Origin of the sequence: Pseudomonas sp. GL-RE-26, assembly GCF_019956275.1 — a bacterium.
GTDB classification, from domain to species: domain Bacteria; phylum Pseudomonadota; class Gammaproteobacteria; order Pseudomonadales; family Pseudomonadaceae; genus Aquipseudomonas; species Aquipseudomonas grandcourensis.
In genome coordinates this window covers 32,941-49,251 of record NZ_JAHBDI010000055.1, presented here as the reverse complement: position 1 = coordinate 49,251, position 16,311 = coordinate 32,941, and the positions used below count along the sequence as shown (strand labels likewise).

Genomic DNA, 16,311 nt, shown 5'->3' with positions numbered 1-16,311 from the left:
GATGGCGATTGCCCATGTGGCGAGGGAGCTTGCTCCCGCTGGGGTGCGAAGCGCCCCCAAGACCTTTCAGTCAAATTCATCAGATTCACCGCGTTCGACGAGCTTGCGACTGCTACGCAGCCGAGCGGGAGCAAGCTCCCTCGCCACAGACTAACATCCGCGCTCGCGATCTTTGCGCTCAAGGCAAATATCAAATGTCCATCCCTGTATTTTTCTGAACGAGCCAAATCCCGACACTGCGCTCCATCGAATCAACCTCCGGAGTTGCAGCCATGCCCATTGCCTTGCTCGCGCTGACCCTCAGCGCCTTTGCCATCGGGACGACCGAGTTCGTCATCGTTGGCCTGTTACCCACCATCGGCGCCGACCTCGGCGTCAGCCTGCCGTCCGCCGGCCTGCTGGTCAGCCTGTATGCCCTTGGCGTTGCCGTCGGCGCCCCGGTGCTGACCGCCCTCACCGGCAAGGTTCCGCGCAAATTGCTGCTGCTGTCGCTGATGGTGCTGTTCACCCTCGGCAATTTGCTGGCGTGGCAAGCACCGAGCTACGAGTCGTTGATCCTCGCACGGATCGTCACCGGCCTGGCCCACGGGGTGTTTTTCTCGATCGGCTCGACTATCGCCACCAGTCTAGTGCCGAAGGAAAAAGCCGCCAGCGCGATTGCCATCATGTTCACCGGCCTGACCGTTGCGCTGGTCACCGGCGTGCCGCTGGGGACATTCATCGGCCAGCATTTCGGCTGGCGTGAAACCTTCCTCGCCGTTTCGGCCCTGGGCGTGATCGCCTTCATCGGCAGCCTGATCTACGTGCCGAAAAATATCGCCCACAGCAAACCCGCATCGCTGTTGCAGCAATTGCAGGTACTCAAGCAACCGCGCCTGCTGCTGGTGTATGCCATGACGGCCGTCGGCTACGGCGGCTCGTTCATTGCCTTTACCTTCCTCGCGCCGATTCTTCAGGACCTCTCCGGCTTCAGCGCCAGCACCGTCAGCCTGGTGTTGCTGGTCTACGGCATCTCCGTGGCGGTCGGCAACATCTGGGGTGGCAAACTGGCGGACAAGCGCGGCCCGATCAGCGCCCTGAAAATCATCTTTGCCCTGCTCGCCGCCGTGTTGTTCATGCTGACCTTCACCGCCGGCAATCCGTGGCTCGCGCTGGCCACCGTGCTGGTCTGGGGCGCTGTGGCGTTCGGCAACGTGCCGGGGTTGCAGGTGTATGTGGTGCGTCAGGCCGAGCATCACACCCCGCAGGCGGTGGACGTGGCGTCCGGCCTGAACATCGCAGCGTTCAACCTCGGCATTGCCGGTGGCGCCTGGGGCGGTGGCTTGATCGTGGCCCACATGGGCTTGATTCACACCGCGTGGATCGGTGGTCTGGTGGTGTTGGTGGCGCTGGCGTTGACCGCGTGGAGTGGACGCCTTGATCGCCTCGGCCCGGTGTATGCCGAACCGGCTGAGGGCTCTACCCGCATTATCACGGGCCACTGATAAACCCTGTGGGAGCGAGCAGACTCGCTCCCACATTGAGTCTGTTGTGATGTGTTAACTGTGTACCGTCCGTAGCCCCATCGAAACTTTCGCCGTCGCCCCAGAGTCATCCAATGACAGGAGCCGTCAGGCGGGAGGCGACATGGCAGCGAATCACACCGATGTTCCCGCACACTCAAACGCAACCGACATGCGGGTAAAAGATTCGTCCGTCACTTGTCGTTTCACGGTGCTGACGGTCAACACCCATAAAGGTTTCACCGCGCTCAACCGACGTTTCATCCTGCCGGAACTGCGTGAAGCGGTGCGCAGTGTGTCTGCCGATGTGGTGTTTTTGCAGGAAGTCCACGGTACCCACGAGCAGCATCCCAGGCGCTATACCAACTGGCCGGCGATGCCGCAATACGAATTCCTTGCCGACAGTCTGTGGCCGCAGTTCGCCTATGGCCGCAATGCGGTATATCCGGCGGGCGATCACGGTAATGCGCTGTTGTCGAAGTTCCAGATCATCCGCCACGACAACCTCGACGTGTCCATCAGCGGCCACGAGAACCGCGGGCTCTTGCATTGTGTGTTGCGCTTGCCCGGCGACGGCCAGGAAGTGCATGCCATTTGCGTGCACCTGGGGCTGCGCGAAACCCATCGCACCGCGCAACTGAAGCTGCTCGCCCAGCGCCTGAACGCCCTGCCCGGAGACGCCCCGGTGATTGTCGCCGGGGACTTCAACGATTGGCGCCAGCGCGCCGATGCATTGCTCAAACCCAGCGGCTTGCGCGAAGTCTTCGCCGCGCACCATGGCAAACCGGCGCGCAGTTTCCCTGCGCGCTTGCCGGCATTGCGCCTGGACCGCATCTACGTGCGCAACCTCAAGGCCAGCCATCCGCAAGTGCTGACCTCCCGGCCCTGGTCGCACCTTTCCGACCACGTCCCGCTGTCGGTGGAGATCGAGCTATGAGCAGCCAGTCGATGGAAAAAACCACGCTGGAACATATCCCTGCTCCGCCGACCCGCGAGCCGACAGCAGTCAATGTCGAATACGGCTGGCAAGGCAGCAATCGGGTCGAATTGCTGGAAAACGGCGAGGCGTATTTTCCCCGGGTGTTTGAAGCCCTGCGCCGGGCGCAAAATGAAATCCTGCTGGAAACCTTCATTCTGTTCGAGGACAAGGTCGGCAATGAGCTGCAGCAGATCCTGATCGAAGCCGCTCAACGTGGCGTGCGCACTACCGTCAGCCTCGACGGCTTTGGCTGCGGCGAACTGAGTACCGGGTTCCTCACCGCCCTGACCGCCGCCGGCGTGCACCTGCAAATGTTCGACCCGGCGCCGAAACGCCTGGGCATCCGCACCAACTGGTTCCGGCGTCTGCACCGCAAGATTGTGGTGGTCGATGGCACCGTCGCGTTCGTCGGCGGGATCAACTTTTCCGCCGATCATCTGGCCGACTTCGGCCCCGAGGCCAAACAGGATTATTCCGTAGAAGTGCAAGGCCCGGCCGTGGCCGATATCCATCACTTTGCCCTGCTGCAATGCGGTCGCCCGGTGCACGCCAAATACTGGTGGCAACGCCGTCGGCAGCGGCGTTCGGAACTGGCCTTCAGTGATCACGATGGCCAGGTGCGGCTGGTGTACCGCGACAACGGAGAGCACCAGACCGACATCGAGGAGGTTTACCGCCAGGTATTGTGCCAGGCGCAGCGCCGGGTGGTGATCGCCAACGCCTACTTCTTTCCCGGTTTCCGCTTGCTGCGCGAGATCCGCAACGCGGCCCGCCGTGGCGTGGATGTGCGGCTGATCCTGCAGGGCCAGCCAGACATGCGGGTGGCCAGGCTTGCGGCGCGCATGACCTACGAGTACTTGCTCAAGTCCGGAGTGAAGATCTACGAATATTGCGACCGCCCGCTGCACGGCAAGGTCGCGCTGGTGGATGAAGACTGGAGCACCGTAGGCTCGAGCAACCTCGACCCCTTGAGCCTGTCGATGAATCTGGAAGCCAACGTGCTGATCCGCGACCGTTGCTTCAATCGAGTTCTGTTCGATCGCCTGGAAGACCTCAGCGACAACCATTGCAAGGCCATGTCTCACGACATCGCGCCACGCGGGCGTGTCTGGCACATGACCATCGGTTTTCTGGTGTTTCACTTCCTGCGGCATTTCCCGGCGTGGGCCGGTTGGTTGCCGGCGCACAAACCTCGCCTTAAACCCTTCCCTGTTCCGACCGGGAGCGCTGACCATGAACCGCGCTGAACCCCACACGACAACTCACGCCAAAAGCCCTGGCAAGCCGCACTGGAGCCGCTGGAAACGACCGCTGACGATGCTGTTTTTCCTGATACTGATCGTGCTGTTCACGATGCTTGCCCAGCGCCTCGAATGGAACGAGGTGTTCGATAACCTGGCGGATTTCAAGGTGCGCACGCTGATCATTGCGTCGGGGCTGACCCTGGTGAGTTTTCTGGTGTACGCCTGCTTCGACCTGATCGGCCGCACCTACATCCGTCAGAACCTGACCTGGAAGCAGATCCTGCCGGTGGGGATCATCAGCTACGCCTTCAACCTGAACCTGAGCGCCTGGGTCGGCGGCATTGCCATGCGTTACCGGCTGTATTCGCGGCTCGGGGTCAGCAAGAGCAACATCGCGAAAATCCTCGGCCTGAGCCTGGCAACCAACTGGTTTGGGTACATGGTGATTGCCGGTGCCGTGTTCAGCAGCGGGCTGGTGCGCATGCCGCCGGGCTGGAAGCTCAGCAGTAGCGCGCTGCAAGGCGTGGGGGTTTTACTGTTGCTGCTGAGCGCCGGGTACCTGGCGGCGTGCCGGTTTGCCAAGCGTCGGGAGTGGGCGATTCGAGGCATCGAGATTGACCTGCCTTCGCTGCACATGGCGGTGCTGCAACTGGCCCTCGGTGCCCTGAACTGGTCGCTGATGGCGGCGGTGATTTTCACCTTGCTGCCGAGCAAACTGGATTATCCACTGGTGCTGGGTGTGTTGCTGATCAGTGCCATCTCCGGAGTCATCACTCACATCCCGGCCGGGCTCGGCGTGCTGGAAGCTGTGTTCGTGGCGTTGCTGCAACACGAGGTTTCGCGAGGCAGTCTGGTGGCGGGGCTGCTGGCCTATCGGGCGATTTATTTCATCCTGCCGCTGTTGATTGCCCTGGTGATGTATTTGCTGGTGGAGGCCAAGGCCAAGGCGTTGCGGATCGAGAAAAAACCGAAGTGATGGGGTGGTTGTGAGGACGCCATCGCGAGCAGGACCAGCGCAAATCTCAGGATGATTGAATAATGCTCAACCGCTCCCCCACCACCATCTCGGTAATCCACCCGACGAGGATCGAGGTGTAGGCCTGCTGCGAAACCGGATCGCTCAGCGCATGGTCGGCGCCATCGATGATGCGATGGGTCAACGAGTGAGTCTGCTGGCACGCCGCGCGGTAACTCATGATCGTCGAATGGGGCACGTAGTCGTCGGTCTCGGACTGCACCAGCAGGACATCCCCGGTGAATTGCGAGCAGGCATGCAACGCCCGGTTGCTGTCGGCACGCACCAGGGTGCTTCGGTAATCACGCAGATCCAGCTTGTCCAGGTCGCGTTTCGGCGCGTGCCATTGCTCGTCGCGATACAGCGCCGGCACTCGCAGCGCCAGCCAACGCACCGGCCTGAGCGAGGTCAGGATCGAGGCCAGATACCCCCCGTAACTGGTGCCGACTACGGCAATTGCCGAGGTATCGAGGGCCGGATGCGCGAGCAAGCGGTCATAGGCCGCCAGCAGGTCACGCAAATTGTCTTCCCGGGTTACCCGGGTCAATGGGATACCGGTACCACCGGTGTGCCCGCGCAGGTCGAAGGTCAGGCATACACAACCCAGCCCGGCGATACCTTTTGCGCGTTCCAGGTCCCGCTCCTGGCTGCCGCCCCAACCGTGCACGAAGAGCACGCCGGGGACTTTCGATTTGGGGCTCAGGAAGGTCCCGCTCATCTGTTCGTCGTCGATGTCGATCTGAATGGATTCGCTTCTAGCCGTCATAGGATTTAACCGTCACGTACTTGAGGAGAAAGTCACTGGTCTGGGCCGGCCCGCGGTACACCTCGATGGCGTCCGCCGGCAGCGGCTGATCGATGTAGGCTTCCACCGAAGACACACGAATGGCGCACATCCCCGGATCGTTGACGAAACTCTGCAAGGCCGCCACCTCGGCGCTGCTGGCACCGCCCATGCGCCAGGACTGTTCGAGCACACCGCTACGTGGCTGGCCGTTGCTGTCCAGGCCTTGGGCGATGTCGTAATTGCGCCGCGAGGCATAAAAGCCGGGATAGGCTTCGTCCGCCGCATTGTCGAACACCTGTGCCTGACGGATCGCCAGTTGCACGTCTTCCGGCAGATCCAGCTTCAGCAATTGGTCATAGTCACCCGGCACCACCAACAGGTTGGACCCGCCATACACCTGCTCACCCTGAGCGTCCTCGGTCAAGTATTGATCACCGCAGTAACTGAGTACCTTGCCGCTGATAAAACTCTGGCCGACGCTGTGGGTGATCACCTGGTTCAGATCCTGTTCGAGCACCACGCCTTCGCAGAACGTGGCCTCAGCCTCTGGCCTGGCCAGCACTTCATCGAACTCGTCGAGGCTTTTGATCACTTCCTGACCACGCCCGGCGCAGGCATGAATCGGCTTCAGACGGATCGGCCCGGTGTACAACAGATGCTCCGCCGCCGGGCGCGCATCCTTCAGGGAGAACACGCTGAAACCGTCGAGCACCACGCTGCGCACCCGCTCGGAAAACAACGGCGCCCAGCCTGGCGGCGCGTGGGCGTGGTGGTTGAGCAACCCGTGGCTGATGGCCTTGGTGCAGATGAAGTCGTGGTCGACATAACCGCCCCACAAGTCCTCCGGCCCTTTGACCCCCAGTTGCCGGGCAGCCGCCGCGCCCACCAGGGTCTGGGTCGGCAAAAGGTAGAGGTCTCGCCCGTCATGCAACTGCGGGTCATAGCTGCCGCCGTACTTGAGCCCCAAAATCTGCGCCAGCCAGCGGGCCAGTGCACGGTTGGTTTCAACTTCGTGCAGTGGGGCGTCGGCGAGCACCGAATGGGCGACCACCAGTTTCCTGCGGTTTGTTGGGGTCATGCATCCCCCTTCAATCGACGCTTGATGAATGTAGATGAAGGGGTGCAGAGATCAGGCCAAGGCCTGTTGAGGGAAAAGGGGGTTTAAATCAGCTCGTTGCACAGGAAGTGATGGCATGTGGCCTGTTTTATTCTGCACGACGCCCTTTGATATTCCGGCATTTTGCACGATTCAATACTGGCACAGAACCAATGTGGGATTTGTTGTTAATGGCCTACCGTGCCGCAGCAGCCGGCGTCACTCCAAACCGCGTCCGATAATCACTCGGCGCCAACCCAGTGATTTTCCTGAACGTCGCACGAAACGCCCCGGGGTCCTGATAACCCACGGTCCAGGCGATGTGGTCGATGGTGCCGTTGGTGAACTCAAGCATTTCCCGGGCCTTGCCGACTCGCAGATGCTGGCAGTATTCCGTGGGTTTGAGCCCGGTGGCCGCGCGGAAACGGCGCAGGAAGGTGCGTTCTTCCAGCCCTGCCTTTTCGGCCATTGCCGCCAGCGACACATCGGTCGCCCCGGTGCTTTGCAGCCAGTGCTGCACCTTGAGTATCGCCGCATCGCCGTGGCTGAGGATCGGCGCAAAGTTGCTGCCGCACTCACTGGCGCTGTCGCTGTGTTCCACCACCAGAAAACGTGCGGTGTTGGTGGCGATGCTCGGCCCCAGCAGCCGGTTGACCAGGCGCAGACCCAGTTCCGACCAGGCCATCAGCCCGGCAGTGGTAATCAGATCGCCGTCATCGACAATCGGCGTATCGGCCTTGAGCCTGATCGCCGGATAACGTTCGGCGAAGGCTTTGGCCGAGGTCCAGTGAGTGGTGGCGCTGCGACCATCGAGCAGACCGCTTTCGGCCAACAGGATAGAACCCACGCAAACACCGCCCAGCGTCGCGCCGCTGGCATGTTGTTCACGTAACCAGCGGATCAATCCCTGTGGCGCCTGGCCCTCGGAAAAACCGCCGATCGAAGGCGGAATCAACACGGCCACCAAGGCGGGCTCCGGGCCTGGATGGCTGTCGAAGACCCGAACCGGCGGCTGATCGCCTTCGACCTGCCAATGGCTGACCCGCAACAGTGGCAACTGCGCAGACTGATGCTCGGCAGCGATCCGATTGGCCACCCCGAACAAGTCCGTCAAGCCATGCACCGCCGCCATCTGCGCACCGGGATAGATCAGCACGCCGAGTTCAGCGATTGCCCTTTCTGCGTCCATTGTCAGTTTTCCCCCTTCTATTGTCGGTGCGGCCAATCCCCGGATCACCTGCCAGAGCCAATACTTCATTCCACACCAACACACACTTCGAGGAAACAGTCATGGCCAAGCAAGCGCTCATCGTAGTCGATATCCAGAACGACTACTTCCCCCAAGGCAAGTGGCCGCTGGTCGGTGCCGACGCCGCCGCAGACAACGCCGTCCGCCTGATCAAGGCCTTCCGCGACGCGGGGGATTCAGTGGTACACATCCGCCACGAATTCACCTCCGAAGAAGCGCCGTTTTTCACTCCGAACTCCGAGGGGGCGAAGTTGCACCCGAAAGTGCTCAACCACGCCGACGAACCGGTGGTACTCAAGCACTTCGTCAACTCGTTCCGCGAAACCGAGCTGAAATCGATCCTCGACGAGCAAGGCATCAAGGAACTGGTGGTCGTGGGCAGCATGAGCCACATGTGCGTCGACGGCATCACCCGTGCGGCGGCGGATTTTGGCTATACGGTCACCGTGATCCACGACGCCTGCGCCACCCGTGACCTGGAGTTCAATGGCGTAGCGGTTCCGGCGGCGCAGGTTCATGCGGCGTTCATGGCGTCCTTGGCGTTTGCCTATGCCAGCGTGGTGTCGACCAACGAGTTCCTCGCGGCCTGAGTCTGCAACCAAATTCCACCGCCCATAAAAAACCCGCACTTCAGACCGAAGTGCGGGTTTTGTATTTCAGCTTGCCGCTTGTAGCTTGAGGCTGGCAGCTGCTTTAGAACGGAATATCGTCATCAAAGCTGTCGAAATCCGGAGCCGGCTGAGGAGCAGCCTGCTGTGGAGCCGGGCGCGACTGTTGCGGCGCCGACTGCTGTGGACGCGGAGCCTGCTGGCGTGGCGCGGACTGCTGGTAGTTGTTACCGCCGCCCTGGCCCTGCTGGTCGCCCTGTGGACGGCCGCCCAGCAGTTGCATGGTGCCTTGCATGTCGACCACGATTTCGGTGGTGTAACGCTTGATACCGTCTTTTTCCCACTCGCGGGTCTGCAGCTTGCCTTCGATGTAGACCTGCGAACCTTTACGCAGGTATTCGCCAGCGATTTCTGCAACCTTGCCGAACATCGACACACGGTGCCATTCGGTCTTTTCGACTTTCTGACCGGTTTGCTTGTCGGTCCACTGTTCGCTGGTCGCCAGACTCAGGTTGGTCACGGCGTTACCGTTAGGCAAGTAGCGAACTTCGGGATCCTGGCCGCAAGTGCCGACCAATATGACTTTGTTAACCCCACGGGCCATAACGTTCTCCTAGGCTACGCACGCTGCCCCGGCCGGGTTGTTCACCAGGCACTCAAGGGTGGTGCGATCCAATAGTTCGGTGTCCAGTTTGATGTAAATCGCCGCCTCTTCCGCGACGATGACTGCATCTGTTACCCCTACGACCGCCTTCAGGCGCTCGACCAGACCCGCTTCGCGGATCGCCTCAGGCGACAACGGCAAGCGCAGGCTCGTGACGTAGGGAGGTTCGCGCATGGTAACAGCAAAGGCCAGCCAGAGGGCAGCCAGACCGGCGCATCCGAGGAACACAACCGACAGACCGCCATGCTGGAACAGCCAGCCACCGAGGATTCCCCCCAGTGCCGAGCCGAGGAACTGGCTGGTGGAGTAAACCCCCATCGCCGTACCCTTGCCTCCGGCCGGTGAAACCTTGCTGATCAACGACGGCAACGAAGCTTCCAGCAGATTGAACGCGGTGAAGAACACCACCGTACCGATCACCAGAGCCCGCAAGCTGTCGCCGAACTGCCAGAAGAATAGCTCAGTGAGCATCAGCGTCACGACGGAGCCGAGTAAAACTCGTTTCATTTTGCGTTTCTTCTCGCCGTAGATAATGAACGGGATCATGGCGAAGAAAGAAATCAGCAGCGCGGTCAGGTACACCCACCAGTGCTGCTCTTTGGGCAGCCCGGCTTTCTCGACCAGCGCCAGCGGCAAGGCGACGAAACTGGACATCAACATCGCGTGCAACACAAAAATGCCCAGGTCCAGGCGCAGCAGGTCCGGATGCTTGAGGGTCGGGATCAGCGCCTGGCGCGCGACACGGGACTCACGGTGCTGCAACGGGCCGGTGGAGCGCGGCACCATGAACATCACGATCACGATGCCGAACAGCGCCATGCCTCCGGTAGCAAGAAACAATCCGGACAGTCCGAAGGCGCGGGTCAGCAGCGGGCCGACCACCATGGCCACCGCAAACGACAGGCCAATGGTCATGCCGATCATGGCCATGGCCTTGGTCCGGTGCTGCTCGCGGGTCAGGTCGGACAACAGCGCCATGACCGCCGCGGAAATCGCCCCCGCGCCCTGCAGGACCCGGCCGGCGATCACGCCCCAGATCGAGTCGGCATTGGCTGCCAGCAGACTGCCGAGCGCAAAGACGATCAGGCCCAGGTAAATCACCGGGCGGCGACCGATGCGGTCGGAAATGAAACCGAAAGGAATCTGGAACACTGCCTGGGTCAGGCCATAAGCGCCAATCGCCAGACCGATCAGGGCCGGCGTGGCTCCGGCCAGATCCATCCCATAGGTCGCCAGTACCGGCAACACCATGAACATGCCAAGCATACGGAAGGCGAACACCAGGGCCAGACCGCTTGCTGCGCGGGTCTCGCTGCCACTCATGCGCTCGCTGTGGGGATCGTGCATGGAAAAACCTCATGTGAACCGGCGGCGATTCTACCAGTCCCATCGATTGGCAGGGTATATCGCGACGCTTTGACGCGCATTGCTGACACACTCTTCATGTAAGACAGTAGCCCACTCGTTCGATAGTGTGCATCCATCCAGTATTTGGCCGTATACTCCTACGTTTTCGACGCCCGCCAAGCGAGGCCACTTTGGACAAGATCCTGATTCGTGGGGCTCGAACCCACAACCTGAAGAACATCGACCTGACCCTGCCACGGGACAAGCTGATCGTCATCACCGGCCTGTCCGGCTCCGGCAAGTCGTCCCTGGCTTTCGACACCCTGTACGCCGAAGGTCAGCGTCGCTACGTCGAATCGCTGTCGGCCTACGCCCGGCAGTTCCTGTCGATGATGGAAAAGCCCGACGTCGACACCATCGAAGGCTTGTCGCCGGCGATCTCCATCGAACAGAAGTCGACCTCGCACAACCCGCGCTCGACGGTCGGCACCATCACCGAAATCTACGACTACCTGCGCCTGCTTTATGCACGCGTGGGTATTCCCCGTTGCCCGGATCACGACATCCCGCTGGAAGCGCAGACCGTCAGCCAGATGGTCGACCTGGTCCTCGCCGAACCGGAGGGCAGCAAGCTGATGCTGTTGGCGCCGGTCATTCGCGAGCGCAAAGGCGAGCACCTGTCGGTTTTCGAAGAGCTGCGCGCACAGGGCTTCGTCCGCGCCCGAATCAACGGCAAGCTCTATGAGCTGGACGAAGCGCCCAAGCTCGACAAGCAGAAAAAACACACCATCGATGTGGTGGTCGACCGCTTCAAGGTTCGCGCCGACCTGCAACAGCGCCTGGCCGAATCCTTCGAGACCGCGCTGAAACTGGCGGACGGCATCGCCCTTGTGGCGCCGATGGACGACGAGCCGGGTGAAGAGATGATCTTCTCCGCACGCTTCGCCTGCCCGATCTGCGGCCACGCGATCAGCGAACTGGAGCCCAAGCTGTTCTCCTTCAACAACCCGGCCGGCGCTTGCCCGACCTGTGATGGCTTGGGGGTGAAGCAGTTCTTCGACATCAAGCGCCTGGTCAATGGCGAACTGACCCTGGCCGAAGGGGCGATTCGTGGCTGGGATCGGCGCAACGTCTATTACTTCCAGATGCTCGGCTCGCTGGCCTCGCACTACAAGTTCAGCCTCGAAGTTCCGTTCAACGAACTGCCAGCCGATCAGCAGAAATTCATCCTGCACGGCAGCGGTTCGCAAAACGTCGACTTCAAATACCTGAACGACCGTGGCGATATCGTCAAACGCTCGCACCCGTTCGAAGGCATCGTGCCGAACCTGGAGCGCCGTTACCGCGAAACCGAATCGGCATCGGTGCGCGAAGAACTGGCCAAGTTCCTCAGCACCCAGTCGTGCCCGGATTGCCGTGGCACCCGTCTGCGGCGTGAAGCGCGGCATGTGTGGGTTGGCGAGAAGACCCTGCCGGCAGTGACCAACCTGCCGATTGGCGATGCGTCCGATTATTTTGGCGGGCTCAAGCTCACCGGACGTCGCGGCGAAATCGCCGACAAGATCCTCAAGGAAATCCGCGAGCGCCTGCAGTTCCTGGTTAACGTCGGCCTCGACTATCTGTCGCTGGATCGCAGCGCGGACACCTTGTCCGGTGGCGAGGCCCAGCGTATTCGCCTGGCCAGCCAGATTGGCGCCGGCCTGGTGGGCGTCCTGTACATCCTCGACGAACCCTCCATCGGCCTGCACCAGCGCGATAACGACCGGCTGCTGGGCACCCTCAAGCACCTGCGCGACATCGGTAACACGGTGATCGTGGTCGAGCACGACGAAGACGCGATCCGCCTGGCCGACTACGTGGTGGACATCGGCCCGGGCGCTGGTGTGCATGGCGGTCATATCGTCGCCGAAGGCACACCGGCCGAGGTCATGGCGCATCCGGATTCGCTGACGGGCAAATACCTGTCGGGCCGGGTGAAGATCGAAGTCCCGGCCAAGCGTACGCCGCGCAACAAGAAGCTGACGCTTTCACTCAAGGGCGCGCGTGGCAACAACCTGCGCAGTGTCGACCTGGAGATTCCGATCGGCCTGCTGACTTGCGTGACCGGCGTGTCCGGCTCCGGCAAGTCGACACTGATCAACAACACCCTGTTCCCGCTGAGCGCCACGGCGCTGAACGGCGCAACGACGCTTGAGGCGGCCGCCCACGACAGCATCAAGGGCATGGAGCACCTGGACAAGGTCGTCGACATCGACCAGAGCCCGATCGGCCGTACACCGCGCTCCAACCCGGCGACCTACACCGGATTGTTCACACCGATCCGCGAGTTGTTCGCCGGCGTACCGGAGTCCCGCTCCCGGGGCTACGGGCCGGGGCGCTTCTCCTTCAACGTCAAGGGCGGCCGCTGCGAAGCCTGCCAGGGCGACGGCCTGATCAAGGTCGAGATGCACTTCCTGCCGGACATCTACGTGCCCTGCGACGTGTGCAAGAGCAAGCGTTACAACCGCGAGACCCTGGAGATCAAGTACAAGGGCAAGAGCATCCACGAAACCCTCGAAATGACCATCGAGGAAGCGCGGGTGTTCTTCGATGCCGTACCGGCCCTGGCGCGCAAGCTGCAAACGTTGATGGACGTCGGCCTGTCGTACATCAAGCTGGGGCAATCGGCGACCACGCTGTCCGGCGGTGAAGCCCAGCGGGTGAAACTGTCCCGCGAACTGTCCAAACGCGATACCGGCAAGACCCTGTACATCCTCGACGAACCCACCACCGGGCTGCACTTCGCAGATATCCAGCAACTGCTGGACGTGTTGCATCGCCTGCGCGACCACGGCAACACAGTGGTAGTGATCGAACACAACCTGGACGTGATCAAAACCGCTGACTGGCTGGTGGACCTGGGTCCGGAGGGTGGTTCCAAGGGCGGGCAGATCATTGCCGTCGGCACGCCGGAGGAAGTGTCAGAGATGAAGCAATCCCACACTGGTTACTACCTCAAGCCGCTGCTGGAGCGCGATCGGGCTTAACCGGCCCCCATGAAAAAGCCCCTGTCACTTCATCAGTGACAGGGGCTTTTTTGTATTCGCAGCAATCAGGTGTGGGATTGCAGGTAGTTTTCAAGCCCGATCAACTTGATCAGACCCAACTGTTTCTCGAGCCAGTAGGTGTGATCTTCTTCGGTGTCATGCAATTGAACCCGTAGCATTTCGCGGCTGACATAGTCCTTGTGCTGCTCGCAGAGCTTGATGCCCTTGCACAGCGCAGCCCGCACCTTGTATTCCAGACGCAAGTCCGCTTCGAGCATCTCGGTCACCGTGGTGCCGACATCGAGATCGTCCGGACGCATGCGCGGTGTGCCTTCGAGCATGAGAATCCGGCGCATCAAGGCATCAGCGTGCCCTGCTTCCTCTTCCATCTCGTGGTTGATTCGTTCGTAGAGCTTGGTGAAACCCCAGTCCTCATACATCCGCGAGTGGACGAAATATTGATCACGCGCGGCCAGTTCGCCGGTCAGCAACGTGTTGAGGTAATCGATCACATCTGGGTGGCCTTGCATTGCCCTACATCTCCCTGCTTGAAAGTTGTAGTTTGAACCAACATGCCCATACCGTCACTCGCAAGACGCAATAAAAGCGAAGATATTCTGAGAAAATCGGCTGAAATAACGCAAAAACCGCCCAAACAAGGGCGGTTCTGCTTCTCATTTAGACTTCGTTAAGCTGTACGTTGAGCAGTTTTGCAATTGCTTCTCCATACGCCGGGTCAGCCTTGTAGAAATGTTGCAGCTGGCGATCAACCACATCACTCGACACACCCGAGATCGCACCGGCGATGTTGCTGATCAGCAGTGATTTCTGCTCTTCAGTCATCAAGCGGAACAATGCGCCGGCGTGACTGTAGTAATCCGTGTCCTCACGGTGATCGTAACGATCGGCGGCACCACTGAGGGCCAACGCGGGCTCAGCGTAACGAGGCGCCTGCTTCGGCGACTCAACGTAGCTGTTCGGCTCGTAGTTCGGCGCCGCTCCGCCATTGCTGCCAAAAGCCATCGAACCATCGCGCTGGTAAGTGTTGACCGGACTCCGTGGAGAGTTGACGGGCAACTGCTGGTGATTGGTGCCGACACGGTAGCGATGAGCGTCCGCGTAGGCGAAGACCCGCCCTTGCAGCATACGATCGGGCGACAGACCAACACCCGGGACCATGTTGCTGGGACCGAACGCCGCTTGCTCGACTTCCGCGAAGTAGTTCTGCGGATTTCGATTGAGCTCAAGTTCTCCGACCTCAATCAGTGGAAACTCTTTCTGCGACCAGGTTTTGGTGACATCAAACGGGTTCTCGTAGTGCGCCGCGGCCTGAGCCTCGCTCATGATCTGAATGCACACGCGCCATTTCGGGAAATCACCCTGCTCGATGGCATTGAACAGATCGCGCTGGGCGTAATCCGGATCAGTACCCGCCAGGCGCGCAGCCTCGGCAGGAGCAAGGTTCTTGATCCCCTGTTTGGTCTTGTAGTGCCACTTCACCCAATGACGCTCACCTTGAGCGTTGATGAGGCTGTAGGTGTGGCTGCCAAAGCCGTGCATGTGGCGGTATCCATCAGGGATACCCCGGTCGGAGAACAGGATGGTGACTTGGTGCAGCGCCTCGGGCGAATGCGACCAGAAGTCCCACATCGCCTGGGCACTCTTCAGGTTGCTTTGCGGCAAACGCTTCTGGGTGTGGATAAAGTCCGGAAACTTCAGTGGATCACGAATGAAGAACACGGGGGTGTTGTTGCCAACGATGTCCCAGTTGCCTTCCTCGGTGTAGAACTTCAAGGCGAACCCGCGCGGATCACGCTCGGTATCGGCCGAACCACGCTCACCACCCACGGTGGAAAACCGCAGGAAAGTCGGGGTTTGCTTACCGACTGCCTCAAACAGCTTCGCGCTGGTGTATTGAGTGATATCGCGCGTCACGGTGAACGTACCGTAGGCACCCGAGCCTTTGGCGTGCACACGGCGCTCAGGGATGTTTTCACGGTTGAAGTGGGCAAGCTTCTCGATCAAGTGAAAGTCGTCGAGCAGCAGCGGGCCACGAGGGCCGGCGGAACGGGAATTCTGGTTATCGGCAACAGGAGCGCCACTGGCGGTGGTAAGCGTTTTGTTTTGGCTCATGCGATCTTCCTTCCTCTGTCGGTCTTGAACTGCCGGCTATCGGCTGAGAAGGAGTATTGATCATCAATATGACAGCTACAAATTCATTAACTTGCAGTCATCGATAGAGAAAGATAATGATCATCCCCAACACATAATGCCGGCGTGGACGAAGGAGACGCTTGTACAAACGACGCGTTTCTTACAGGCACAAAAAACCGGGCACTAGGCCCGGTTCTTTGTTTCAGACTGACGTCTTACTCGGCAGATACAGCTTCGCCAGCAGTAGCACGATCAACCAACTCGACGTACGCCATAGGCGCGTTGTCGCCAGCGCGGAAACCGCACTTGAGGATGCGCAGGTAGCCACCCTCACGGGTAGCGTAACGCTTGCCCAGGTCGTTGAAGAGCTTACCAACGATAGCTTTCGAACGAGTACGGTCGAAAGCCAGACGGCGGTTAGCAACGCTATCTATCTTGGCCAAAGTGATCAGCGGCTCGGCAACGCGGCGCAGTTCTTTAGCTTTTGGCAGAGTAGTTTTGATCAGCTCGTGCTCGAACAGCGACACCGCCATGTTTTGGAACATGGCCTTGCGGTGCGAGCTGGTGCGGCTCAGGTGACGACCACTTTTACGATGACGCATGGTTCATTCCTTACCAAACACTACGTTCGGTGATTACG

General features: G+C 60.5%; 14 protein-coding genes. 6 read left to right on the top strand and 8 right to left on the bottom strand.

What is annotated here, in order from left to right; all coding sequences use genetic code 11:
- The first annotated feature begins 272 nt into the window (after nt 1–272).
- From KGB07_RS24365 to KGB07_RS24350, 4 genes are all read left to right on the top strand, one after another.
- Nucleotides 273–1,484 (top strand): MFS transporter, encoded by a 1,212-nt coding sequence (locus tag KGB07_RS24365; RefSeq protein WP_046041627.1) that lies wholly within the window; start codon nt 273–275, stop codon nt 1,482–1,484.
- A gap of 190 nt (nt 1,485–1,674) precedes the next feature.
- Nucleotides 1,675–2,439, top strand: a complete 765-nt coding sequence (locus tag KGB07_RS24360) for an endonuclease/exonuclease/phosphatase family protein (protein ID WP_223466840.1) — start codon at nt 1,675–1,677, stop codon at nt 2,437–2,439.
- Nucleotides 2,436–3,728, top strand: a complete 1,293-nt coding sequence (clsB, locus tag KGB07_RS24355; protein ID WP_223466756.1) for a cardiolipin synthase ClsB — start codon at nt 2,436–2,438, stop codon at nt 3,726–3,728. Before KGB07_RS24360 ends, clsB begins: the two co-directional genes overlap by 4 nt.
- Complete coding sequence (locus KGB07_RS24350) at nt 3,715–4,701, top strand: lysylphosphatidylglycerol synthase domain-containing protein (RefSeq protein ID WP_223466755.1); 987 nt, start codon at nt 3,715–3,717, stop codon at nt 4,699–4,701. The genes clsB and KGB07_RS24350 overlap by 14 nt, the downstream gene beginning before the upstream one ends.
- A 46-nt stretch (nt 4,702–4,747) precedes the next feature.
- Here KGB07_RS24350 and KGB07_RS24345 read toward each other — a convergent pair whose 3' ends face one another.
- From KGB07_RS24345 to KGB07_RS24335, 3 genes are all read right to left on the bottom strand, one after another.
- Nucleotides 4,748–5,506 carry an alpha/beta hydrolase family protein gene (locus KGB07_RS24345; protein ID WP_046041624.1) on the bottom strand — a complete coding sequence of 253 codons (759 nt, stop codon included), beginning with the start codon at nt 5,504–5,506 and terminating at the stop codon, nt 4,748–4,750.
- Nucleotides 5,496–6,605: a DUF3182 family protein gene (locus KGB07_RS24340; protein ID WP_223466753.1), complete on the bottom strand. Its 1,110-nt coding sequence runs from the start codon at nt 6,603–6,605 to the stop codon at nt 5,496–5,498. Before KGB07_RS24340 ends, KGB07_RS24345 begins: the two co-directional genes overlap by 11 nt.
- A gap of 214 nt (nt 6,606–6,819) precedes the next feature.
- Nucleotides 6,820–7,812, bottom strand: coding sequence for a GlxA family transcriptional regulator (locus KGB07_RS24335; protein WP_046041622.1), 993 nt, complete (start codon nt 7,810–7,812; stop codon nt 6,820–6,822).
- A gap of 101 nt (nt 7,813–7,913) precedes the next feature.
- Here KGB07_RS24335 and KGB07_RS24330 point away from each other — a divergent pair, with 101 nt between their 5' ends.
- Complete coding sequence (locus tag KGB07_RS24330; RefSeq protein WP_046041621.1) at nt 7,914–8,462, top strand: cysteine hydrolase family protein; 549 nt, start codon at nt 7,914–7,916, stop codon at nt 8,460–8,462.
- 103 nt (nt 8,463–8,565) lie between these two features.
- Here the strand turns inward: KGB07_RS24330 and KGB07_RS24325 are convergent, their stop codons facing one another.
- Entirely contained in the window at nt 8,566–9,084 is a 519-nt protein-coding gene (locus KGB07_RS24325; protein ID WP_007984430.1) for a single-stranded DNA-binding protein, read from the bottom strand.
- Between the two features lie 9 nt (nt 9,085–9,093).
- Complete coding sequence (locus KGB07_RS24320; protein ID WP_046041620.1) at nt 9,094–10,491, bottom strand: MFS transporter; 1,398 nt, start codon at nt 10,489–10,491, stop codon at nt 9,094–9,096.
- A 191-nt stretch (nt 10,492–10,682) separates the two neighbouring features.
- Here KGB07_RS24320 and uvrA point away from each other — a divergent pair, with 191 nt between their 5' ends.
- Entirely contained in the window at nt 10,683–13,517 is a 2,835-nt protein-coding gene (gene uvrA / locus KGB07_RS24315) for an excinuclease ABC subunit UvrA (protein WP_046041619.1), read from the top strand.
- Between the two features lie 65 nt (nt 13,518–13,582).
- Here the strand turns inward: uvrA and bfr are convergent, their stop codons facing one another.
- From bfr to rplQ, 3 genes are all read right to left on the bottom strand, one after another.
- On the bottom strand, nt 13,583–14,047 hold the full coding sequence (gene bfr / locus KGB07_RS24310; RefSeq protein WP_008053867.1) for a bacterioferritin: 465 nt from the start codon (nt 14,045–14,047) through the stop codon (nt 13,583–13,585).
- A 148-nt stretch (nt 14,048–14,195) separates the two neighbouring features.
- The gene (locus KGB07_RS24305; protein ID WP_223466751.1) at nt 14,196–15,650 is read right to left on the bottom strand and encodes a catalase; all 1,455 of its coding nucleotides are present in this window, start codon (nt 15,648–15,650) and stop codon (nt 14,196–14,198) included.
- Between the two features lie 236 nt (nt 15,651–15,886).
- Nucleotides 15,887–16,273, bottom strand: a complete 387-nt coding sequence (gene rplQ, locus KGB07_RS24300) for a 50S ribosomal protein L17 (protein WP_046041617.1) — start codon at nt 16,271–16,273, stop codon at nt 15,887–15,889.
- Nucleotides 16,274–16,311: the final 38 nt, after the last annotated feature.